We start from the raw sequence: 21,698 nt of genomic DNA on the forward strand, positions 1-21,698 counted from the left end.
CCCTGAGGACCGCCTCACTCGTCTCGCTCCACGTCGCGTGACAGCCACACCACCGATGGGCGCCCTTCGGAGCCTCGACCGCACGATCCCGCCTTCCGGCCAATCTACCGCTCGGGGTCGTGAACCGCGTGAGCCTCCAGCTGCGTCGCCCGGACCAGCACGACTTCTTCCAGCCGCTATCGAAGGTGGATGCCGCTGCTATAACGTTCTAGTCGTGTTCTGCGGTGCAGTGCCGAAGGGGCTGCCGATGAGGTCCGCACACCGTCCTCTCCGCCTCGGCACTGCCCGCCTCGCCGCTAGCGCGGCAATCGCCGAACCGCGAGGCCGAGTGCGGTCGTGGCGTAGCCGCACAACACGAGCAGCCCCGCCCACCACGGCAGAGGGTAGTAGCCGGTCGACGGCGTGTACTGGCCCAGCACCTGCGGGAACTCCTGCACGGTCTGCTGGACCGCGAACCCCGCCGCCGGGGTGACCCGCAACAGCCAGCGGGACACCTCGTCGGGCAGCAGCGACAGCACTGCCAGCGCGTAGGTGACGACGACGGCCACACCCACCGCGAGGACCGCCGCCCACCGGTTCCGCAGCAGCGCGGCGGCGGCGAGCGCGAGGACGGCGGTGGCCGCGGCGAGCACGCCCACGCCGACGACGACCCGCAGTTCCACCGGGAACGGGGTCGGGAGGACGGCACCGCCGTTGGCGCGCACGATGGCCGAACCGGAGGGGATCACGACCGCGGCGGCGACAAGTCCGGCGGCGAACGCCGCCGCGCCGACCACGGCCGCGCGTCCCAGTAGCGCCTTCCGGTCCTGCCTGGTGGTGAATCGAGCGGCCACCACGATCAGCACCAGCAGCCCGAAGGCCAGACCTGCCAGCGTTCCCTCGACCGACCGGGCGCCCGTGGTGGAGCCCGGCGCGATGTCGCCCGACCCGGCGACGGTGACGGTGCCGTCGGACTCGACCACCTCCGGCGCGTGGTGGTTCTTCTCCCATTCGGCGGCGCCCGATTCGCCGACACGGGTGTCGGTCCAGCCGGTGGTGGGGGATCCGACCACGGTGACGTGGTCGAACACGCCCGTGGTCTGGGTGAAGCGCTCCTGCGCGGAACTCGCCCCGAGCGCGGTCGGCACGAGCGTCAGGTCGCCCGGCGAAGCCGCGAGAAGTCCTACCTGGACGGTGTCGGGCAGGCCGGGCAGTTCGGCGGTGCCGACCGCCGTCCACCGCTCGCCGTCGGCCGACTCCTCGCCGGTGACGACGTCGCCGGAGCGCGTCAGACGCAGCCAGCGCGGGGTCGACGGGTCGTTCGCGCTGCCTGCGGTGTCGTGGTCGTAGTCGTGCTGCATCCGCACGCCGTGACTGCCGGTCATCACCAGTGCCGCGTACGGCGAGCCGGGCGCGGTGCCGTCCTTGACGATCACACCCGCCTTCGCCCACGGCACCAGGCCAGGCACGATCTCGTCGTGGTTGGGCGGCGGGTAGGTGATGATCCCGGTCATCGAGGCCAGTCGGACCGTGATGCTCCCTTCGCGCCCCAACGGCCGGTGCGCGAAAGTGAACTTGTCGCCGACGGCCTGCCCTTCGGGGCCGCGGGGATCGGTGGGACAGGGGATTTCGACGTTCCCGTCGCCGCAGGTGGATCGGCCGGTGAACGCGAGCAGCAGTCCCAACAGGACGGTGATCAGCGAGGCGGCGACGACCGCGGCAATTCGGCCGCGGGTGCGGAACTCTGTCCACTGGGTGGTAAGCATGGCCTGATTCCTACGGACCCGGCCGTAACACCGCCCGAACCGGCGTTGTCACCCCGTTGTTAGGTCCGACGCGGCATCCTGGGCGCATGGACGAACTGCGACGCCCGGCACTGCGGGCACGGGTGCGCTTCACCGCTCTGTACGCCGCGCTGTTCCTCGGGTCCGGGATCGGGCTGCTGGCGTTGACGCTCCTGCTCGCGGGCGGCCAGTCGACCCAGGCCGTCCCCGGACAGCCCGACCCGGCCGGGTCGCGGGAGATCATCGCCGGCCTGCGCGAGCAGCTGGCGGGAGCGGAGGAGGCGCGGTCGCGCCAACTGCTGGTGGCCGCCGCGCTCGCGCTCCTCGTGATGGCCGTCGTCTCCGTCGTGATGGGCAAGGCCGTCGCGGGCCGGGTGCTGCGGCCGTTGCGGACGATCACGGCGGCGACCAGGCGGATCACCGCGGACAGCCTGCACGAACGGCTGGCCGCGCCCGGCCCCGACGACGAGGTCAAGCACCTGGCGGACACCATCGACGGGCTGCTCGAACGCCTGGAGACGTCCTTCGCGGCCCAGCGCCGGTTCATCGCCAACACCTCGCACGAGCTGCGCACCCCGCTCGCGACGATGCGCGCGTCGCTGGACGTGGCCGTGGCGAAACCCGAACCGTCGTCGCAGGCCGTCGCGCTGGCCGACCGGATGCGCACCGAACTCGACCGCGTGGACGAACTGCTGGAGGGCCTGCTCGTCCTGGCCCGCGCCCAGCACGGCGTGCTCGCCGACCGCGTCGAGGTCTCGCTCGCGGACCTGGCCGCAGACGCCCTGGCCATCCGCGCCGACGCCATCGCGACCAAGGGGCTCGTGCTGGACACCGCGTTCACGGGCACCGCGCGCACGGTCGGCAGCCCCGCGCTGCTGGCGCGCATGGTGGAGAACGTGATCGACAACGCCGTGGTGCACAACGGGAACGGCGGCTGGATCCGCGTCACGGCGGGGATCGAACCGCGGCTGGTGGTCGAGACGGGCGGGCCGGTGCTCGATCCGGACCACGTCGCCCGGCTCGCCCAGCCGTTCCAGCGCCTCGCCGCCGACCGCACCGGCTTCGACACCGGCACCGGGCTGGGCCTGTCGATCGTCGCCGCCATCGCGGGTGCCCACGGCGGCAGGCTCGACCTGCACGCCCGCCCCGAAGGCGGCCTGCGCGTCACCCTGGTGCTGCCGTGAGGGTCCTGGTGGTGGAGGACGCGCGGGCGCTCGCCGCCATCGTGGCGGAGGGGCTGCGCGATCAGGGCATGGCCGTGGACATCGCCCACGACGGCCTCGCCGCCGCGGCCAAGCTCGACGTCAACGCCTACGAGGTGGTCCTGCTCGACCGCGACCTGCCCGGCATCCACGGCGACGCGCTCTGCCAGATGATCACCGGCCGGGACGACCGCCCCATGGTCCTGATGCTCACCGCCGCGGGCTCGCCGGGGGACCGGGTCAGCGGCCTCACCCTCGGCGCCGACGACTACCTGGCCAAGCCCTTCCACTTCCCCGAACTGGTGCTGCGCATCCGCTCCCTGGCCCGCCGCCGCCCGTCCTCGCGCGGCCGCGTCCTGCGCGCGGACGGTGTGGAACTGGACCCGGTCGCCCGCACGGCCACCCGCGACGGCACCCGCCTGGACCTCTCGGTCAAGGAGTTCGCGCTCCTGGAAGCGCTGCTGCAAGCCAGTCCCGCGCACCTGAGCGCCGAAGACCTGCTGGAACGCGTGTGGGACGAACACGCCGACCCGTTCACCAACACCGTGACCGTCACGATCGGCCGCCTGCGCCGCAAACTCGGCGCCCCGCCCGTCATCACCACCACCGCGGGCGTGGGCTACCGCATCGCGGAGCCCGCCGGGTAGCGCTGTGCGAAGCCGGGACCGCAGTGGTGGCGGGAAGGCCGGTGGCCGCCCCACCACCACCACCGCCGATCAGAGTTCACCGATCGGCGGGAAGGTCGTCCAATTGTGGTCGTCATCGTCGGTGCACGGCCACAACGTCAGCTCCGCGCCCACACCACCGGTGCCGAACCCGTCGACGTCCAGGCACAGCTGACTGGGCCAGTTGACGAACCAGTAGCCGTTCGCCCGCGTGACCCGCGTGAAGGTCTGGTTGTCGCTGGTCGTCGCACAGGTGAATCCGGTGACCTTCGTACCCGCGGGCACCGACCCGTAGTACGGCAAGTCGAGGCAGAGCCCGGTCGCCATGTTCCTGATCAGGAAACCGCTGCCACCGGTCTGGATGAAACTCCACCGCTGGTGGTAGTAACCCGGTTCCCCCCGACTTGCGTTGCACACGACCTGGTCGACCGGGCCGTCGAGGTCACCCGGTGGCACTTCCCGCGCGCACAGGCCGGTCCGCAGGTTGGCGATCGCGTAGCCCTGGGGAATCGGTTGAGCCCCCGCGGTCGGCGTCGCGAACGACGTCGACAACACCAGCCCCACGAACAAGATCCCGAAGATTTTGCGCAACAAGAGAATCCCCCTCATCAGAAGCGCCTTCCCCAAGGCGCTTCCCCAAAGTACGCGGATCGGCGCGAGCCGCATCGCTGTCCGCCGAACTTCACCAGAACGGGTATCGCCCTCCGGTTGGACGAGCAGCGCGGGCATCGCGCACTCGAGGCCGTGGCAAGGGCTGGCAGCGGGAGCGGCGTGCCCCCGTGTCCGCCGCTCCCGTTTTTGTCGTACCCCGCCGGCATCCTCACCCCATGGACATCGACACCTTCTGGGCCCTGATCGCCGCCGCCCGCGCCCGCGCGACCGACCCCACCGACGCCGAGGCCGTCGCCGCCGCGGCGAGCGCACTGCTCGCCGCCCGGCCCCCCGACGAGATAGTGGCCGCCCAGCAGGTGTTCTGGGACCTGATGGCGCAGTCGTACCGCAACCCCCTATGGGCCGCCGCGTACCTGGTCAACGGCGGCTGCTCCGACGACGGCTTCGACTACTTCCGCGGCTGGCTGATCGCCCAGGGCCGCGAGGTGTTCGAGCGCGCGGTCCAGGACCCGGACACCCTCGCCGACGTCCCCGCCGTCGTCGCGGCCGCGCCGGACGGCGACGAGATGGAGGGCGAGGACGTGCTCGGCATCGCGTGGAACGCGCACATCAAGGCCACCGGCGAGCAGCTGCCGCGCGGCGCGTCCACCATCCGGTACCCGGACCTCGACCCGGACTGGGGTTTCGACTTCGACGACGAGGCCGAGATGACCAGGCGACTGCCGAGGCTGGCCGCCCTCTACGTCGGCTGACCGATGAGTTCCGCGCCCCGCCGGGGTCCACCCCGGTAGAACCCATCCAAAGGAGCCCCCGCATGACCGTGATCGACTTCACCCCGGCCACCCGACGACTGGTGGAGCTGCTGGCAGGCGTCACCGACGCCCAGCTCACCAACCGGACCCCGTGCGCCGAGTTCTCCGTCGCCGACCTCGTCAACCACATCGACGGTTTCGCCACGGCGTTCACCGCCGCCGCCAGGAAGGACTTCGGCCCGGCCACCAGCGCCACCCCCGCGGCCCCGTCCGACCTGTCCCCGGCCTGGCGCACCACCGTTCCCGCCAAGCTCGACACCCTCGCCGAGTCCTGGGCCGAGCCGGACGCCTGGACCGGCACCACCAGGGCCGGTGGCGTCGACCTCGACGCCGCGATCATGGGCCGCTTCGCCCTGGACGAACTCGTCGTCCACGCCTGGGACCTCGCCCAAGCCACCGACCAGCCCTACACCTGCGACCAGGCCAGCCTCGACGTCGTCGAAGCCCTCGTCACCCCGCAGGCCAACGGCGATCCCAGCGGCCCCTTCGGTCCGCCCGTCGCCGTCCCGGCGGACGCCCCGCAGCTGGACCGCGTCATCGGTTACACCGGCCGCGACCCGCGCTGGACGGTGGTCTGACCGCGGCCCCGCGATCCGACCGCTCCCGCCCGCCGCGGGTCAGCTCACCGCACGTCCCCGGCGGAGTGCTCCACGGACGTGAGCTGGGCCGAGAGCTCCCACAGCTCCCGGCCGAGCACCGCGTCGCGGGCCGTGGGGGAGGGCTGCTGCACGACGGGGTGGCCGCGCAGGCCGCGGAACCCGTCCGGACCGACGTACGTGCCGCCCGGCAGGTCCTGCGTGGCGGCGTAGAGCGTCGGCAGGGCGCCCTGTTCGGCGCTCTGGCCGACCAGGGGCAGCATCAGGCTCTGGAAGCCGCCGATGTGCCCGAGCAGGTTCGTGCTCGACAGGCCGGGGTGCGCGGCGAGGGACCGCACCGGGCTGCCGGTCGCGGAAAGGCGCCGCTGCAACTCCAGCGCGAACAGCAGGTTCGCCAGCTTGGTGTTGTTGTAGGCCTGCGAACCGTCGTACGGCAGGCGTTCCGCGTACAGGTCGGCGGGGTCGATCCGCCCCTTGGCGTGCAGGAACGACGACACCGTGACCACCCGGTCGGTGATGTGCGGCAGCAGCAGGGCCGTCAGCGCGAACGGCCCGAGGTGGTTGGTGCCCATGTGCACCTCGAACCCGTCCACCGTCCGGCCTTCCGGCACCCGCATGACCCCGGCGTTGTTCACCAGGACGTCCAGGTCCCCGCTCCACCCCGAGGCGAACGCCCGCACCGACGAGAGGTCGCCCAGGTCCAGTTCGCGCACCTCGACCGACCCGGTCATGTCCTCGGCCGCCCGCTCGCCCTTGGCCCGGTCCCGCACCGCGAGCACGACGTGCGCCCCGACACGGGCGAACTCACGGGCCGTCACCAACCCGAGCCCGCTCGACGCCCCGGTGACGACGATCTTCCGACCCGTCAGATCGGGTACATCACTGGCTTTCCACTGCTTCGCGGCCATGAGGCGATCCTTGTCGACGCGTCAGTAGCGATTTGCTACTGACCTGAACGTAACAGGGGTGCGTAGCAAATCGCAACTGACTATGCTGGTCACATGGACACGACGACCACGCCGCGGCGGTGCTCCATCGCGGGCTCGCTGCACGTCCTCGGCGAGCGCTGGACCCTGCTGGCCGTCCGAGAGATGAGCTACGGCGTCCACCGCTTCGAGCAGATCGCGGGCCACACGGGCGCGTCCCGCAACATCCTCACCGACCGCCTGCGCACCCTGGAGGAGGCGGGCGTCGTCGAACGCCGCCGGTACTCCGAGCGCCCGCCGAGGTTCGAGTACCACCTCACCGGGGCTGGCGCCGAGCTGGCGCCGGTCCTCCTGGCCCTGTCCGAGTGGGGCGACAAGTGGGCCAACGACCCGCCGATCACCAGCTTCGACCACGACTGCGGCCTGCCGCTCAAGGTCGACCACACCTGCCACCACTGCCACCGCGAGATCACCCCCGGCAGCGTCACCCTGCGCTGAGCAGCACCCCGATCAGCGCCTCCGCCCCCACGCCGGTCGGCCGGTCGCTCACCTGCCCGTCCCCGAGTTCGACCACCCGCCACCGCCCGTCGTCGCGCCGCACCAGATCCACGGCCACGAAGGGCAACCCCGACTCCCGCACCAGGTCCGCGACCCCGCCCAGGTCCGGCTCGACCACGTCATCCGGCGTGTCCGGGTGCGGCCCCACCAACGCGCACCGCCCGTCCACCCACCACGTGCGCACCTCGGCGGAGGTGAACCGCTCGAACCGCCGCAGCACGAACCCGCCCACGGCCTCGTCCCCGCGCAGCTCGACGAACCGCCGCGCCACCGCCCACGCGGCCTCGCCGTCACCCGCCTCCGGGATGAACGCGGCCTCGTGCCAGTAGTGCTTCATCGACTTCACGTAGTCCCGCAACACCACCGGCCCGGCCCCCGACCGCTCCCGCGCCCGGTCGAACCCCTCCCGCCCGAACCCCGCCGTCCACACCGACTCCGGCGTCACCGCCGCCAGACCCCCGTACCAGCCGGGCAACTCGTGCGCCCGCCGGTACTGCTCGGCACTGGTCCGCATCGAGACACCCTTCCGCCCCAACGCCTCCACGAATTCCGCGTACCGCTCACCCCGCACCATCCATCCCCGGTACACCGCGTCCCCACCGGCGGGCACCTTCACCACCGCCCGCCCCGCCTCCCCGCGGACCAGCAGGTCGTGATCCACCAACCCCACCGCGACCCCGGCCGCCCGTGCGGCGACGGCCTCGGCGGCGAAGTGCTCGTCGGGGCGGTTGGGGCGGAGCGGATCGGACGGAACCAGCAGCAGCATGCCGCCATGATGACCGCACCGACCGCCGGTTCCCCACACCTTTTCGGGCGGGCGGCTCACACCGTCGTGCGGCGCAGGCACGAGCGCACCGTGCCTGCGCCGAACGCGGTCAGCCCACCGGAACCGGCCGCGCGTAGTACTCCTGCACGCGGGTGATCCAGTAGTACCCGTCGGTCGGCGCGTCGACCGGCACCGCGGAGGTGTTGGCGGGCTGGGGCACACCGCGGGTGGCGGTGCCGACACCGGCGCCCATGAGGATGGACACGATGCCCGCGTCGGCGGCCTCCTGGAAGTGCGGGCCCCAGGTCACCGTGCTGCCGCTGACGGTCAGCTTCGGGTCGCGCCACTCGTTGCGGGTGAAGTACTCCAGCCGGTTGCCGGTCGCGGTGAACGTGTCGCCGAAGAAGAACGTCGACGCGGAGTCCTCGCACTGCTGCGACTGGTTGGGCAGCACGGGGTACGCGCCGGAGCCGTTGTAATCGGTCGGGCTGGGGCGCGTGGTGCCATTGATGTGCCCGACCGGCACCTGCCACAGCACCACGGGCAGCGACAGCGTCTGCTTCAACGTCTTCGCGAACAGCAGGTAGTTGTTCCACAGGTCGTTGTTCCAGAACCACAGGGCCTTGGCGGGATCGTTGGCCTGGGCCGGTTCGGCGCACATGGCGTCGAGCCCGTACTTGTCGATGGAGGTGAAGTCGGCCGCGTAGCCGACACCCGCCTTCAGGGCGAAGGTGGCGTTGGCGCGGGCGTTGTCGACGATCCGCTGCTTGCCGGCCTCGAACCCGAACGCCTCGGTGGAGTGCACGATCCCGTTGCCCGGCGCGCCGGAGGCGGCCCACAGGTTGAGCTGCCAGCCGAGGAAACCGTGGGGCGTGTGCTTCTTGAGCGAGTAGTTCACCGCTTTCACGAACCCGGTGAGCGTGTTCGGGAAGTCCGGGTCCACACCCCGCACGAGCGCGCCGGAGTCGTAGGCGCCACTGGTGGCCGCGGGCATCCGGTCGGGGTCGTCGCCGTAGTTCCCGGCGTACTGCTGGAGCAGGTAGCCCAGGGTGTCGGGCTCGACCACGTACCCGATCCTCCCCGATCCCATGATGTTGGTGGCGGTCTGCGCGATGTCCTTGAGCCCGCCGAAGACCTGGTTGACGTACGACGTGCTCTGGAGGTTCGACCACATCACGCTGGGCTGGTCGCTGTTGCCACCCATGGCGTACACGACGAACACCGGCGTGAGCCCGTTTGCCTTGCTCTTGCCCGCCAGCCGTTCGGTGCGCGAGTGCCACTCGCCGATCTGCGCGCCGCCGTTGAGGTACAGGTACCCGTAGTCGACGTTCCTGCCCGCGGGGAACCGCGGCTTGACCTTGGCGAAGAACCGGTCGGTGCCGTCGAAGGGCTCGTAGACCGTGCCCACGGACAGGTACGGCGGGTGCCAGCCGGCGGGCGGCTGACTGCCCGCGTCGGTCTTCACCGACACCGCCGCGCTCGCCGCCGACAGGTTGCCCGCGGCGTCCTTGGCCTTCACCGTGAACGAGTACGTGGTCTCCGGGGAAAGCCCGTCGACGGTCGCGCCCGTCGTGGTGGTGGTCGCCGCCGGGATGCCGTCGCGGAACACCTCGTAGCCGGTGACGCCCACGTTGTCGGTGGAGGCGTTCCACGCCAGCGACACGGTGTTCGCCGTCTTCGCCGTGGACCGGACGGTCTGCGGGATCGAGGGCGCGGTCGTGTCGTCCGGCGTGCTGCCGTCGCAGGCCTTCCCGTTGAGCTTGCAACTGGTCGGGACCGCGGCAGCGCCTCCGGGGCTGCCGTTGAAACCGAACGTCGCGGTCTGGCCGGGGGTCAGCGTTCCGTTCCACCCCTTGTCGACGAACGTGAAGTGGTCGCCCGTCCGCGTCATCGCCGCGTCCCAGAAGCTCCCGATGGCCGAACCCGCAGGCAGGTCGAACTCGACCTTCCACCCGTTCAGCGTGGTCGTTCCCGCGTTCACGACCGCGTACTCGCCGGAGAACCCGGTGCCCCAGTCCGAGACCTTGCGGTAGGTCGCCGCCGGTCCGGCCGCGGCGGCCGATCCCGTCGAGACCAGCAGCCCCGCCGTGACGGCGACAGCCGTCCCCAGTGCCAACAAGGAGAATCTGCCCATGGTCCCTCGCTCCGGTCGTGGCGGCGGCCGCACTGACGGCAGTGTGGTCTAGACCTCTGAACGGCGCAAGGAGGGCTGTGCCCGAAGGGCCGGGGAATCGGGTCGCGCCCGCCCCCCGGCCGACCCCGTCGTCACACGCGTTCGCTGAGCCTCGTGCCGGGGAATCCGTGCGCCTTGGCGGCGACCACCACATCGACGTGACGCCGAAGACCAGCAGCACGGCGTCGACGGAGTCCCCATGCCGGCCTCGCCCAGGAAGGTCGCGATGCGGGTGTGGAGGACGTTGTGCGCGAGCACGAAGAACAGGATCGGCGCGACACCCGGCACGATGGGCGTTCGCGGCAGTTTCGGCCTGCTCGATTCCGGCCTGCCGACCTGGATCGTCAAGCAGATCCTGCCCTGCCTGGACAAACCGAGGGTCATCGTCTTCCCCGACTTCACCCCGGAGGCGATCGCCATCCTGGAGTCGAGCCGCTCGCGCGACGCGCCCCGTCCTCCGCGCACGCCAAGACCGGGGTCCCGCCGCTCGCGCGTACGGCGGGACCCCGGTCGTCGGTGCGCCGATCAGGACGAGGTGTGGGGGCAGTTGCCCCGGAACTCCGCGATCAGCAGGCTGGAGGAGGGGGTGGGGCAGAGGAACTGCTCGTAGCGGGTGTCGTTGTCGATGAACCGCTTGAGCCACGAGATGCTGTACTTCGCGATCGTGGTGTTCGAGCTGTTCGGGGTGAGGTGCGTGGCGCCCCGCAGTTCCAGGTACGCCCTGTCCAAAGAGGACGGGAGCGTGTTGTAGAACGGCTTGGAGTGCGTCGCCACCGGGGCGATGGTGTCGCCGTCCGCGCCGACCACCAGCGTCGGCACCCGGACGTCACCCCACGACTTGTCGGTGTGCCACCCGGTCAACGGGATCGCCGCCTGGAGGGCGGGTCGGTTGGCCGCGGCGCGCAGGGTGCCGCCACCACCCATCGAGTGCCCCATGACGCCGAGCCGCGTGGTGTCGATCCGGGTGCGGATGGTGCTGCGCTGGGTCAGGTAGTCCAGCGCCGCCAACAACTGCGTGGCCCGGCTGTCCGGCTGGTCCAGCGTGGTGTTCGTGTCGATGGTGAACACCACGAAGCCCTGCGAGGCGATGCGCGGGCCGAGCCAGGCGATCGAGGACTGGTAGGCGGTGTAGCCGGGCGAGATGGCGATCGCGCCGAACGTGCCCGCGCTGGTGCTGGTGGGGTAGTAGATCGTCCCACCGCCGAAACCGCTGACGGACAAGGAGGACACGGAAGTCTCCGACACCGCGAACGAGCCGCGGCTCGCCTCGATGCTGGAGTTCGTCGGTGCGGGGCCCCGCTCGTAGGGATTTTCCGCGGCAATGGCAGGGGATGCCCCGATGGCGCTGCCCATGAGGGCCGCCACCAGGGTCACCGTCGTGAAAAGGCTGCGAAGCTGCACGTCGTTGTACACCCCGAATCGTCTGGAGGGGAATCTTCACGGCCCACCGGCTGACACTCCGTGTTCATCCGGTTACCGTTGAGCATCATCCTGATCCCCCCACCGACGACCCCGCATCGGTGGAACCACTAGGGCCCACCTCCCGGCCGCCGCGAACGCGGATCCGGGAGACGGGCCCCGTGTCCTAGCCGACCAGCTTGACTTCCTCCGGCTTGGGCCGGTCCGACTTGGCGTCCTGCACCGGCCCGTTGTCGCGGTCGGTGGTCTTGGCCTCCTGCAACGTCTTCACGCTGCCGTCGGCCGCGATCTGGAACACCAGGGCGCCCGTGTAGCCCGCGTGGCTGTCCTTGCTGAACGCGAACGGCGTCAGACCCGGACCCTTCAGCTCGCCCGAGTACATGGCGTCGACGAGCTTCTGCCGCGTCAGGTCCTTGCCCGCGGCCTTGAGCGCCTGGCCGAACGTGTAGGCCTGCACCATGCCGAAGACCAGCGTGTCGGTGAACGCCTCGTCGGGGATGTACTTGTCGTGGATCTGCTTGAAGAACGTCGTCCAGGGGTCTTCACCCGATCGGACGCTGGGCAGGTACCGGGTGCCGATGATGCCGGTCAGCAACGCCGCGCCGGACACCTGCGAACCGCCCTGCTTCGCGAACTGCTCGACCAGCCCGGTCAACGTCGCCGGGTCCGCGCCGATGCTGCTCACGACCAGCTGAGCCTTGAAGCCGATCTTCAGCGAGGTGAGGATCGTCAGCGCGGTGAACGCCGGGATGCACTCGCACACCACGATCTCCGCGCCCGCCGCCTGCAACGCCGACAGCTGCGGCGTCACGTCGGTGTTGGCGGGGTCGTAGGTCTGCCGGGACACGATCTGGTCCTTGACGAACTGGTCGAGGCCCTTCTGGGTGTCCGTGCCGACGTCGTCGCCCTGCACCAGCAGGCCGACCTTCTTGCCCGCGAAGTTGTCCTTGATGTACTGGCCCTGGATCTTGCCCTCGCGGGTGTAGTCCACCTGGTAGCCGAACGTCTTCGGGGCCTTCGCGACGTCGTCCCACATCAGCGCGCCCGAGGACACCAGCAGGTCCGGCACGCCCTCGGTGTTGAGGTACTCCACGACCTTCGAGTGCGTCGGGGTGCCCAGCCCTCCGACCATCGCGAAGATCTTGTCCTGGAGCACGAGCTTCTTCACGACCTCGACCGTCTTGGTCGGGTTGTACCCGTCGTCCTCGACCTTGTAGTCGATCTTACGGCCGTTGATGCCGCCGTTGTCGTTGATGTAGCTGTAGACGGCCTTCGCGCCGACCGAGATCTTGCCGTAGCCCGGAGCGGCCGGCCCGGTCAGCGGCTGGTGGGTGCCGATGAGCACCGAGGTGTCGGTGACGCCGGGCGCCGGTTCGCCCTTATCGGCGTTGCCCGCCGCCGGGGTCTCACCCGCGCCGCCGCAGGCGGCCAGCACCAGTGCACAGGTCAACGCGATCGCCGTGACGGATCGTCTGCTTCTCATTTTTCTCCTCGTTGAGACGGGGCAGGGCGTCGTACCCGGACCCACAACTTGCGCACGCCGCCTTGGATCCCCGCCGGGAAGGCGAGGACGATCACGATCAGCACCACGCCGTACAGGGCGAGGGGGAGGTTGTCCGCGATGTCGCTCCGCAGGCTCAGCAGCTCGGCGAAGTCATCGGTCCACACCTGGAAGTACACGAGCGCGATGGCGCCCCACAGCGCGCCCCACAGGCTGCCCAGCCCGCCGAGCACCAGTGCCGCCAGCAGGCTCAGCGACAGGGCGGGGGTGAACGAGCCGGGTGCCGCCGTGCCGAGCAGGAACGCCTGCAGGCCACCGGCGAGCCCGCCGCACGCCGAGCTGATCAGGAACGCCAGGATCTTCGTCCGTCCCACGTGGACACCCGCCAGCGAGGCCGCGACCTCGTCGTCGCGCACCGCCCGCAGCGTGCGCCCCAGCCGTCCGCGGGCCAGGTTCACCAGCACCACCAGCGCCAGCAGCACGGCCAGCCAGACGATCCACGCCTGCCAGCGCGTCGCGGGCACCACGCCCACGAGCCCGGCGGGCTGGCTGTTGACCGTGAAGCTCAGGCCGTTGCTGCCCGCGAACAGGTCCGGGAACCGTTGCGCCACAGCGGGAAGGCCCACCGCGAGCGCCAGCGTCGCACCGGCCAGGTACGGCCCGTGCAGCCGGGCGGCCGCGGCACCCGCCAGCAGCCCGGCGAGGCCGCCCGCGACCACCGCCAGCAGCAGGTCCACCCAGATCGGGAACGCGGGCACGCGCTTCACCAGCAGCGCCACGGTGTAGGCGCCGATGAACATGAAAGCGCCGTGCCCCAACGACACCTGGCCGTTGAACCCGGTCAGCAGCGCCAGTCCGGCGACCGCGATCAGGTAGTAGCCCACCGTCGCGATCCGCAGGTTCGTGAACGGATCCGTCACCAGGGTCAGCAGCACCAGCAGCACGAGGCAGGCCAGCGCGGCCAGCAGGTGCAGGACGAGCGGGGGCAGTCTGGTCGTCATCACACCCGCCTCGCCGTCGCGCGGCCGAACAGGCCGCTGGGTCGCACCGCGAGCACGGCGACCAGGATCGCCAACGCGGCCAGCGGCACCAGTTCCGGCCCGAGCAGGCCGGACACGTACGACAGCCCGATGCCCAGCACCAGCCCGCCGACGATCGTGCCGAGCGGGTTGTCCAGCCCGCCGAGGACCGCCGCGGTGAGCGCGTACACGAACACCTCGTCCAGCACGGTGGGGAAGATGAACGGGGGAGTGGCGAGCAGTCCGGCCAGCGAGCCGACACCGGCCGCGAGCCCCCACCCGACGGTCAGCATGACGCCGACCCGCACCCCGAGCAGCTTCGCCACCTCGGGGTTGAACGCGGTCGCGCGCAGCCGCAGTCCGAGCGGGGTGAACTTGAACAGCAGGAGCACCCCGGTCGCCGCGACGATCACGGCCAGCACCGCGAACAGGTCGCTGGGGGAGAACCGGCCGCGGAAGTCGAACGCGTAGGAGAACGCGTGGGGCTCGTTGGACCAGATCATCCCGGCGACGGCCTGGAGCAGGAGCAGCAGGCCGAGAGTGGCGATGATGGCGCTGAGTTCACCCGCGTGCCGCAGCGGTCGGATGATCAGCCGCTCGACGATGACGCCGAGCAGTGTGCCCGCCACGATGGCGACGACGAAGCCGAGCCAGTAGCTGCCCGTGCCCTTCGTGACGGAGTAGGCGAGGTAGCTGGAGATGAGGGCCAGGGCGGGCTGGGCGAAGTTCACCACGCGGGTAGCGCGGTAGATGATCACCAGTGACAGCCCCAGCGCGGCGTACACCGCCCCGCTGGACAATCCGCCCAGGGTCAGGTTCACGAACGTGGTCATCCGGGCCTTTCCGATCAGAAGCCGAGGTAGGCGTGGCGGAGCTGGTCGTCGGCGAGGAGCGCGTCCGCCGAGTCGGAAGCCACCACCCGCCCCAGCGCGAGGACGAAACCGCGGTCGGAGATGGACAGCGCGCTGCGGGCGTTCTGCTCGACCAGCAGCACTGTCAGCCCGGTGTCCGCGCGCAGCGACCGCAGGACCCCCATGATCTTCGCGGAGACCAGCGGGGCGAGGCCGAGCGACGGCTCGTCGAGCAGCAGCAGCCGGGGGCGGCCCATCAGCCCGCGGCCGATCGCGAGCATCTGCCGCTCGCCGCCCGACAACGTGCCCGCGGCTTTGGCGCGGCGCGGGGCGAGCGGCGGGAACAGTTCCAGCACCTCGCCCATCGCCGCGGCGCGGTCGGCCCGGTCGGTCCGCCACAGCGCGCCGAGGCGGAGGTTCTCCTCGACCGTCAGTTCGGGGATCACCCCGCCGCCCTCGGGGACGTGCGCGACGCCGAGCCGGGCGATCCTGTCGGTGGGCAGCGCGGTGATGTCCTCGCCGAACGCGGTGATGGTGCCCGCGCTCGCGCGGACCAGTCCGCTGATCGTGCGCAGCAGCGTCGTCTTGCCCGCGCCGTTGGCGCCGAGGATGGCGGTGATGCTGCCCTCCTCGACCGTCAGCGTCACGTCGGACAGCGCGCGCACCAGTCCGTAGGCCGCGGTCAGCCCCTTGATCTCAAGCACTGGGCTGCTCCTCGGGTGCGGTGCCGAGGTAGGCGTCGGCGACGGCTTGGTCGGCGCGCACCTCGTCGGGTGGGCCGGTCGCGATGACCTCGCCGAAGTCGAGGACCACCACCTCGTCGCACACCCGCATCACCAGGTCCATGTGGTGCTCCACGAGCACGACGGCGGTCGTCTCGCTCAACGACGTGATCCGCTTCGCCAGCTCGTCCATCTCCGCGGTCGACAGGCCGCTCGCGGGCTCGTCGAGCAGCAGCAGTTCCGGCTCGGAGACCAGCGCGCGGGCGAGGGCGACGCGCTTGCGCACGCCGTAGGGGAGCGCGCCGGGCAGCAGGCCCGCGACGTGGGAGATGTCGAGTTCGGCGAGGGCGTCCTCGGAGCGGGCGCGCAACTCGCGTTCGTCGCGGGCGGCCCGGCCGGTGCCCAGCAGCGAGGCGAGCGCGCTGGTGCGGGCGAGCCTGCCCGCGCCGGTCATCACGTTCTCCAGGACGGTGAGGCCCCCGAACAGGCCGAGGCCCTGCAACGTGCGGGCGATGCCGAGCCCGGCGAGCTGGTCGGGCCGGTGCCTGCGCAGCGGCTGGCCCTTCCAGCGCAGCTCTCCCTCGTCGGGGCGGAGGAAGCCGCACACGACGTTGAACAAGGTGGTCTTGCCCGCGCCGTTGGGCCCGATGACGCCGACGACGGTCCGCGGGCGGATGCTGAGTCCGACGTCGTGCAGTGCGACCAGTCCACCGAACCGGACGGTCACACCGTCGACCTCCAGCAGTTTCTCGTGGGAAGTGATCATCTTCAGGTCTTCTTTCCACGAAAGGCGGTGGTCCGCAGCAGTCTGTGCGGATCAGGGGTCCGTGGCATCGGTGGAATCACCAGTCGTGGTGCCGAAAACTAACGTTGATAGGTAAATTCCGGTTCAACCCCTTCCCCAGTTCGCAACCTCCGCGCAACACTGTGGACATGGCTCCCGAGGTCGTGTTGCACGGACGGGACCAGGAGCGCGCCTCCGTGCTGGAACTGCTCGCAAGCGCTCGCACCGGTCGTGGTTCCGCGCTGGTCGTGGCGGGTGGGCCAGGTTCCGGCAAGACAGCCCTGCTCCGGCTCGCCCACGAGTCGGCCATCGGTCTGCGCGTGCTCACCGCGCACGGCGTGCCCACCGAGACCGGACTGCCGCACGCCGGTCTGCACCGGCTGCTGCAACCGCTCGCCGACCGCATGCCCACCTCGCTCGCCACCGTGACGGGGCTGGCGACCGGCACCCCGAGCCGCACGTTCGGGCTGCACGCCGAACTGCACCGGTTCCTGGTCGAGGTCGCCCGCGAACGCCCGCTGCTGATCATCGTCGACGACGCCGGACTGCTGGACGCCGAGTCGCTGGAAGCGCTCGCCTTCGTGGCGCGCAGGGTGTCCGAACGTCCGGTGTCGGTGCTGTTCGGCCGTGAACCCGCCCTCGGTGTCGACCCCCTGGAAGGTGTGCGGACGGCGGTGCTGCGGCCGTTGGACGACCCGGCGGCGATGCGCGTCCTGGCCGCCCACAGCCCGTTGGGCGTCTCGGAGGACCACGCCGAGGAGGTGCTCGACCTGGCGGGCGGCAACCCGCTCGCGCTCGTCGAGCTGGCCCGTTCGATGACACCCGGCATGCTGCCGCCCGACAGCACCCTGCGCTCCCGGCTGCACGCCCGCCTGGTGGCGCTCTCGCCGGACGCCCGCAGGCTGGTGCAGCTCGCGGTCGCCGACGACGACCTGGAACTGGACGCGGTCGTGCGCGCGGGCCTGGAACTGGACGCGCTGGAGGAAGCCCGCGCCGCCGGACTGCTCGTCGTGCAGGGTGAACACGTGCGGCTGCCCACCGTGCTGACGCGGACCACCCTGCGCACCGAGACGTCGATCGCCGAGCGCCGGGAGGCCCACGCCCTGCTGGCCGAGGTGCTGGACCCGGACGCGCACCGGTCGCGCTGGCTCTGGCACCGCGCCGCGATGACCCGCGAACCGTCCGAGGGGTGCGGCGCCGAACTCGGCGAGGCCGCGGCCGTCGCGCGGCGGGCCGGTGACTACGCGGCGTCCTCGCAGGCGTTCCAACGAGCCGCGGCGCTGACCCGCGAACCCGCAGCCAAGGCCGCGCACCTGATCGCCGCCGCCGCGGACCACTGGTCGAGCGGCAGGCCGCGCCGCTCGCGCGAGGTGCTGCGGCAGGCCCGCACCCTCACGCGCACCCGTGAGCTGCACGGCCTCGCCGACTTCGTGCGCGGCGGCATCGAACTGGGCGACGCCGTGCCGGGCACGGCCGTGCGCACCCTGCGGAAGGCGTCGGACGGACTGCTCGACTCCCGCCGCACCATCGCCGTCACCGCGCTGATGTACGCGGCGGAGGCCAGCAGCATCGGCGGCGACCAGGCCGAGTACGCGGCCATCGCCGAGCACGCCCAACAGCTCCGCAGGCCCGACGACCCGCCCGTGCAGCAGCTGATCTTCGACCAGTTGGAAGGAATGGCCGCCACCTTCGCGGGCAAGCACCACCGCGCGCTGCCCGCGTTGCGCCGGGCCGTCCGGCTGGCCGACGGGCTGCACGACCCGCGGTCGAAGATCTGGGGCAGCCAGGCGGCCTACGTCCTGGGCAACGCCGACCGGTCGCTCGAGCTGGCGACCCAGGCCGTCGCCTCCTCGCGCGACTCGGGCATGGTCTCGCTCGCCCCGTGGGCGCTGGTCTACCGGTCGGTCGCGGCGCTGCTGCTGGATCAGCACTCCATCGCGCTGGACAGCTCGTTGGAAGGCGTGCGCGAGGCCACCGCGATGGGGCAGCCCAACACCGTCGTCGACCACCTCACGATCCTCGCGCTGATGGCCGCGTTGCAGGGCAACAAGGCCACCGCCGTGCACCGCCTGCACCTGGCCGCCGCCGACGTGGCGCGGAGGGGGCTCGGCCGGCCCAGCACGTTCGGCTCGTGGGCGTTCGCCTGCGTCGACCTCGTCGACGACCGGCCCGTGGACGCGCTCAACCGGCTGCGCCTGCTCGCCGTCGGCACCGGCCGCGTGCACCCCGGCGTGAAGGTGATGACCGCGCCGCACTTCGTGGAGGCCGCGGTGGCGTGCGGCCAGCACGCCAGTGCCGCCAAGGTGCTGCGCCAGTTCGAGGGCTGGGCCGTGAGCACCGGCGCACCGGCGCGGCTGGCGCTGTCCCACCGCTCGCACGCCCTGCTCCTCGGTGCCGCGCCGGAGGCCGACGAGCACTTCCGCGAGGCCATCCGCCTGCACCGCGAGGGCGGCACCGCGATGGAACTGGCCAAGACCGAGCTGTTCTACGGCCACCGGTTGCGCCGCAGCCGTCAGCCGAGGGCGGCCCGCGAACACCTCCGCGACGCGCTGAAGATCTTCCAGCAGTACGACTCGGAGCACTTCGTCAACCGCGTCCGCGCCGAACTCCGGGCCTCCGGCGACACCATCGTCACCACCCACCCCGCGCCCGCGACCGACCTGACCCCGCAGCAGTCCCAGATCGCCCGCCTGGTGGCGGAGGGCGCGACCAACCGGGAGATCGCCGCGCAGCTGTTCATCAGCCATCGCACCGTGGAGCACCACCTGCGCAACATCTTCGCCAAGCTGGAGGTCCGCTCCCGCGTGGAACTCGCCCGCCTGCTCGGCTGAGGGGCACGTCCGGCGGCCGGTCGTGGACCGTCACCCTGCCCGGAAGCAGCCGCCTCCAGGTGCGCCCTCCGGGATTCGCCTGCCGCGCCGGGGGCTATCCCCGTTCGCTGAGCGGCCCGAACGCCGCCACCCGGACCGCGGCTGAAAGCACCTCCACCCACCGGTCCTCCGGCTCGTCCGGATCCACCGGCACGGCTCCGAGCGCGGCGGCGGTGAACGCGGCGAACAACATCAGCCGCAGCCGCTCGGCGTCGTCGGCGTCGGGCGGCGTGATGCGGTCGGTGAGCTTCTTCCCGCTCACCATCACCGACTGCGTTCCCGCCCCGAGCAGTTCCGGCTCGGTGACGATCAACGCCCTGCGCCGCCGTTCGAGGTCCCGTTCCTCGCGGCCCATCGCCCGCGCCGTGCCCTCGACCGCGTCGAGGACGGCGCGCAACGGGTCCTCGCGGGCCGTGTCCTCGTCGAGCCGGGAGGCCACGCGCTCCAGGAACGGGTCGTGCCAGAAGATCCCGGCCTTGGTGCCGAACATCCGGAACAGCGTGCGCTCGGAGACGCCCGCGCGGTCGGCGATGGCGGGCATCAGGACCGTGCCGAACCCCTTCTCCTCGGACAGTTCGACGGCGGCGCGGCGCGCGGCGAGCCTCTTGCGGGCCTCGTTCGACGCGCGGCGCCCGGTCGGTGGTCCGGCATTCGGCGGCATGGTCGAAGCCTAGGCCATCAAGTTGACAGTTTCCGCCACTTTTGCTTCACTAATTTTGTCAGTTTCTGCCACTTTTGCTCCCTCGCTCCGAGTGGAACGGGTCCCGACATGCCGTTTTTCCGCAAGAAGACACCGGACGCCGAGCCGCTCCCGGACCCCGAAGCCCCGCAACCCCGCCGCATCCGCAGGCGGACGGTCATCGCGGGCGCCGTCGGCCTGGTCGGCGTGGGCGCCGCGACGGCCGGGTACTTCACCTACCTGGCCCCCTCGGGTGACGTGTCGCGCTACGCGGCGCACCTCGTCGACGACGACCGCGACCTGCGTGCGGGCGAAGTCCGGGTCACCTTCCTCGGCACCACGACGCTGCTGGTGGACGACGGCGTCACGCAGTTGCTGTTCGACGCGTTCCTCACCGACGTCCCGCTCACCACCGCCCTGTTCGGAGACCTGAAGACCGACGAGGGCAAGGTCGACCGGACGCTGGCCGCCGTGGGCGCCGACCGGGTCAAGGCGGTCTTCGTCTCGCACTCCCACTACGACCACTCGCTCGACGCCGCGTACCTCACCCGCAAGACCGGCGCCGTGCTCCACGGCTCGGAGTCGACGCTCAACGTCGGCCGCGGCGGAGGTGTGCCCGAGGAGAGGCTCGCCCCCTACGAGACCGGGAAACCGCTGAGGATCGGCGACTTCACCGTCACCGTCCTCGCCTCGAAGCACTCGCCCGGCACGGTCGGCGGCGACGGCACGCCCATCACCGGCCCGCTCGCGCAGCCCGCGAAGGCCGGGGACTACCTGGAGGGCGGCTCGTTCGACTTCCTGGTCGAGCACGGCGGCCACTCGCTGCTCGTCAAGGCGTCGGCGGGGTTCCTGCCCGGCGGGCTGGACGGCGTCCGGGCCGACGCGCTGTTCTGCGGCACCGCGGGCTCGTTCGGCAAGGACGCCGCGTTCCGCGAGGAGTTCCACCGCGAAGTAGTGTCCACAGTGGACCCGAAGCTCTTCGTCCCGCTGCACTGGAACGACTTCTTCACCCCGGTCACCGGAGACCTGACCGCCAACATGAAGGCCGTCGACGACGTGGCCGCGGCGTGGGACTACCTGATCGCCCGCCTGGAGGAGCGGCGGGCGCGGTTCGCGGTGCTCCAGGGTTACCGCGCCGTCATCCTGTTCGGCTCACCGGACCGCGCGGCCTGAGGTCGACGCACCGTTCGGTCTGCCTCGCGCCGCGATCACAGTCGGCGCCACGACGGGCAATGATCCGCTCTCGACAAGCGGCACGCGGTCGTCCATGCTCGTGATTCCTCCTCACCACCACTCGTGCACGCGCGTGGAAGTGCTGGGGCGGAAGCCGATCGAGACCGGAGGACGTGGTGGAGGACACCGTGCAGCGGCACGACGAGGACGTCGTGCTGAGGCTGATCGCGGTCGCGAGCCGCACCAGCGTCGTCGCGTTCCTGGTTGGCGTCTGGTCGATCATCGCGCCGCTCGTGCTCGACCGCGCCGTCATCAGCGACAACCTCGTCGGCTTCTGGCCCGTGGTGCTGATCGCCGGTGGCGTGATGCTGCTGTCCGTCGTGCGCGCCATGGCCCCGTTGGACGCGCCGTGGCTGAGCGTCATCGCCGCCGTGCTCGGCGTCTGGTCGATCGTCGAGACCCTCAAGCGGTACAGCCTCGTCGACGGCCCGATCGCCATCAGCGGCATCGTCGTCGGCTCGGCCGTCATCGCCGCGTCCGCCACCAGCGCCGCCGTCACCTACCGGGCCAGGCAGTTGGCCGTCGAGTGACTTCCTCCGCTCCACGA

21 protein-coding genes are annotated in these 21,698 nt (G+C 71.3%); 9 read left to right on the forward strand and 12 right to left on the reverse strand.

Annotated features, from left to right (window positions below; translation table 11 throughout):
• Nucleotides 1-296 precede the first annotated feature (296 nt).
• A complete protein-coding gene (locus RM788_RS41870; RefSeq protein WP_315925735.1) occupies nucleotides 297-1,745 on the reverse strand; it encodes a DUF1349 domain-containing protein in 1,449 nt (482 codons plus the stop codon).
• Between the two features lie 86 nt (nucleotides 1,746-1,831).
• On the opposite strand from RM788_RS41870, the gene RM788_RS41875 reads away from it, so the two are divergent.
• Together RM788_RS41875 and RM788_RS41880 are read left to right on the forward strand one after the other, a co-directional pair.
• Nucleotides 1,832-2,947, forward strand: coding sequence for a sensor histidine kinase (locus RM788_RS41875; RefSeq protein ID WP_315925737.1), 1,116 nt, complete (start codon nucleotides 1,832-1,834; stop codon nucleotides 2,945-2,947).
• Nucleotides 2,944-3,612, forward strand: coding sequence for a response regulator transcription factor (locus RM788_RS41880; RefSeq protein WP_315925740.1), 669 nt, complete (start codon nucleotides 2,944-2,946; stop codon nucleotides 3,610-3,612). Before RM788_RS41875 ends, RM788_RS41880 begins: the two co-directional genes overlap by 4 nt.
• A 69-nt stretch (nucleotides 3,613-3,681) precedes the next feature.
• Here RM788_RS41880 and RM788_RS41885 read toward each other — a convergent pair whose 3' ends face one another.
• Complete coding sequence (locus RM788_RS41885; RefSeq protein WP_315925742.1) at nucleotides 3,682-4,359, reverse strand: RICIN domain-containing protein; 678 nt, start codon at nucleotides 4,357-4,359, stop codon at nucleotides 3,682-3,684.
• A 98-nt stretch (nucleotides 4,360-4,457) separates the two neighbouring features.
• On the opposite strand from RM788_RS41885, the gene RM788_RS41890 reads away from it, so the two are divergent.
• Both RM788_RS41890 and RM788_RS41895 read left to right on the forward strand, forming a co-directional pair.
• Nucleotides 4,458-4,994 (forward strand): DUF4240 domain-containing protein, encoded by a 537-nt coding sequence (locus tag RM788_RS41890; RefSeq protein WP_315925743.1) that lies wholly within the window; start codon nucleotides 4,458-4,460, stop codon nucleotides 4,992-4,994.
• A 62-nt stretch (nucleotides 4,995-5,056) separates the two neighbouring features.
• A complete protein-coding gene (locus tag RM788_RS41895) occupies nucleotides 5,057-5,632 on the forward strand; it encodes a TIGR03086 family metal-binding protein (RefSeq protein WP_315925745.1) in 576 nt (191 codons plus the stop codon).
• 44 nt (nucleotides 5,633-5,676) lie between these two features.
• Here RM788_RS41895 and RM788_RS41900 read toward each other — a convergent pair whose 3' ends face one another.
• Nucleotides 5,677-6,558, reverse strand: a complete 882-nt coding sequence (locus tag RM788_RS41900; RefSeq protein ID WP_315925747.1) for an oxidoreductase — start codon at nucleotides 6,556-6,558, stop codon at nucleotides 5,677-5,679.
• Nucleotides 6,559-6,651: 93 nt separating this feature from the next.
• Here RM788_RS41900 and RM788_RS41905 point away from each other — a divergent pair, with 93 nt between their 5' ends.
• A complete protein-coding gene (locus tag RM788_RS41905) occupies nucleotides 6,652-7,074 on the forward strand; it encodes a winged helix-turn-helix transcriptional regulator (protein WP_315925749.1) in 423 nt (140 codons plus the stop codon).
• Here the strand turns inward: RM788_RS41905 and RM788_RS41910 are convergent.
• Both RM788_RS41910 and RM788_RS41915 read right to left on the reverse strand, forming a co-directional pair.
• Nucleotides 7,061-7,900 carry an ATP-grasp domain-containing protein gene (locus RM788_RS41910; protein ID WP_315925751.1) on the reverse strand — a complete coding sequence of 280 codons (840 nt, stop codon included), beginning with the start codon at nucleotides 7,898-7,900 and terminating at the stop codon, nucleotides 7,061-7,063. The two genes, RM788_RS41905 and RM788_RS41910, sit on opposite strands and share 14 nt — an antisense overlap.
• Before the next feature lie 109 nt (nucleotides 7,901-8,009).
• Nucleotides 8,010-10,034: a cellulose binding domain-containing protein gene (locus tag RM788_RS41915; RefSeq protein WP_315925753.1), complete on the reverse strand. Its 2,025-nt coding sequence runs from the start codon at nucleotides 10,032-10,034 to the stop codon at nucleotides 8,010-8,012.
• Between the two features lie 238 nt (nucleotides 10,035-10,272).
• On the opposite strand from RM788_RS41915, the gene RM788_RS41920 reads away from it, so the two are divergent.
• Nucleotides 10,273-10,683 carry a MerR family transcriptional regulator gene (locus RM788_RS41920; protein ID WP_315925755.1) on the forward strand — a complete coding sequence of 137 codons (411 nt, stop codon included), beginning with the start codon at nucleotides 10,273-10,275 and terminating at the stop codon, nucleotides 10,681-10,683.
• Here the strand turns inward: RM788_RS41920 and RM788_RS41925 are convergent.
• From RM788_RS41925 to RM788_RS41950, 6 genes are all read right to left on the reverse strand, one after another.
• Entirely contained in the window at nucleotides 10,599-11,426 is an 828-nt protein-coding gene (locus RM788_RS41925; RefSeq protein ID WP_315934891.1) for a bis(hydroxyethyl) terephthalate hydrolase, read from the reverse strand. The genes RM788_RS41920 and RM788_RS41925 overlap by 85 nt on opposite strands.
• A gap of 232 nt (nucleotides 11,427-11,658) precedes the next feature.
• Entirely contained in the window at nucleotides 11,659-12,975 is a 1,317-nt protein-coding gene (locus tag RM788_RS41930) for an ABC transporter substrate-binding protein (protein ID WP_315925757.1), read from the reverse strand.
• Nucleotides 12,972-13,994, reverse strand: coding sequence for a branched-chain amino acid ABC transporter permease (locus RM788_RS41935; protein ID WP_315925759.1), 1,023 nt, complete (start codon nucleotides 13,992-13,994; stop codon nucleotides 12,972-12,974). Before RM788_RS41935 ends, RM788_RS41930 begins: the two co-directional genes overlap by 4 nt.
• Nucleotides 13,994-14,845 carry a branched-chain amino acid ABC transporter permease gene (locus tag RM788_RS41940; protein ID WP_315925761.1) on the reverse strand — a complete coding sequence of 284 codons (852 nt, stop codon included), beginning with the start codon at nucleotides 14,843-14,845 and terminating at the stop codon, nucleotides 13,994-13,996. Before RM788_RS41940 ends, RM788_RS41935 begins: the two co-directional genes overlap by 1 nt.
• 14 nt (nucleotides 14,846-14,859) lie before the next feature.
• Nucleotides 14,860-15,567, reverse strand: coding sequence for an ABC transporter ATP-binding protein (locus RM788_RS41945; RefSeq protein WP_315925763.1), 708 nt, complete (start codon nucleotides 15,565-15,567; stop codon nucleotides 14,860-14,862).
• Nucleotides 15,560-16,351, reverse strand: coding sequence for an ABC transporter ATP-binding protein (locus tag RM788_RS41950; RefSeq protein ID WP_315925765.1), 792 nt, complete (start codon nucleotides 16,349-16,351; stop codon nucleotides 15,560-15,562). Before RM788_RS41950 ends, RM788_RS41945 begins: the two co-directional genes overlap by 8 nt.
• Nucleotides 16,352-16,518: 167 nt before the next feature.
• On the opposite strand from RM788_RS41950, the gene RM788_RS41955 reads away from it, so the two are divergent.
• Nucleotides 16,519-19,200, forward strand: coding sequence for a helix-turn-helix transcriptional regulator (locus tag RM788_RS41955; RefSeq protein ID WP_315925767.1), 2,682 nt, complete (start codon nucleotides 16,519-16,521; stop codon nucleotides 19,198-19,200).
• A gap of 94 nt (nucleotides 19,201-19,294) precedes the next feature.
• On the opposite strand, the gene RM788_RS41960 is transcribed toward RM788_RS41955, so the two are convergent.
• Nucleotides 19,295-19,900: a helix-turn-helix domain-containing protein gene (locus tag RM788_RS41960; protein WP_315925769.1), complete on the reverse strand. Its 606-nt coding sequence runs from the start codon at nucleotides 19,898-19,900 to the stop codon at nucleotides 19,295-19,297.
• A 108-nt stretch (nucleotides 19,901-20,008) separates the two neighbouring features.
• On the opposite strand from RM788_RS41960, the gene RM788_RS41965 reads away from it, so the two are divergent.
• A complete protein-coding gene (locus RM788_RS41965; protein WP_315925771.1) occupies nucleotides 20,009-21,091 on the forward strand; it encodes an MBL fold metallo-hydrolase in 1,083 nt (360 codons plus the stop codon).
• A 176-nt stretch (nucleotides 21,092-21,267) separates the two neighbouring features.
• The gene (locus tag RM788_RS41970) at nucleotides 21,268-21,681 is read left to right on the forward strand and encodes a hypothetical protein (RefSeq protein ID WP_315925773.1); all 414 of its coding nucleotides are present in this window, start codon (nucleotides 21,268-21,270) and stop codon (nucleotides 21,679-21,681) included.
• Nucleotides 21,682-21,698 lie beyond the last annotated feature (17 nt).

The sequence above is a fragment of the Umezawaea sp. Da 62-37 genome, assembly GCF_032460545.1.
Classification (GTDB): Bacteria; Actinomycetota; Actinomycetes; order Mycobacteriales; family Pseudonocardiaceae; genus Umezawaea.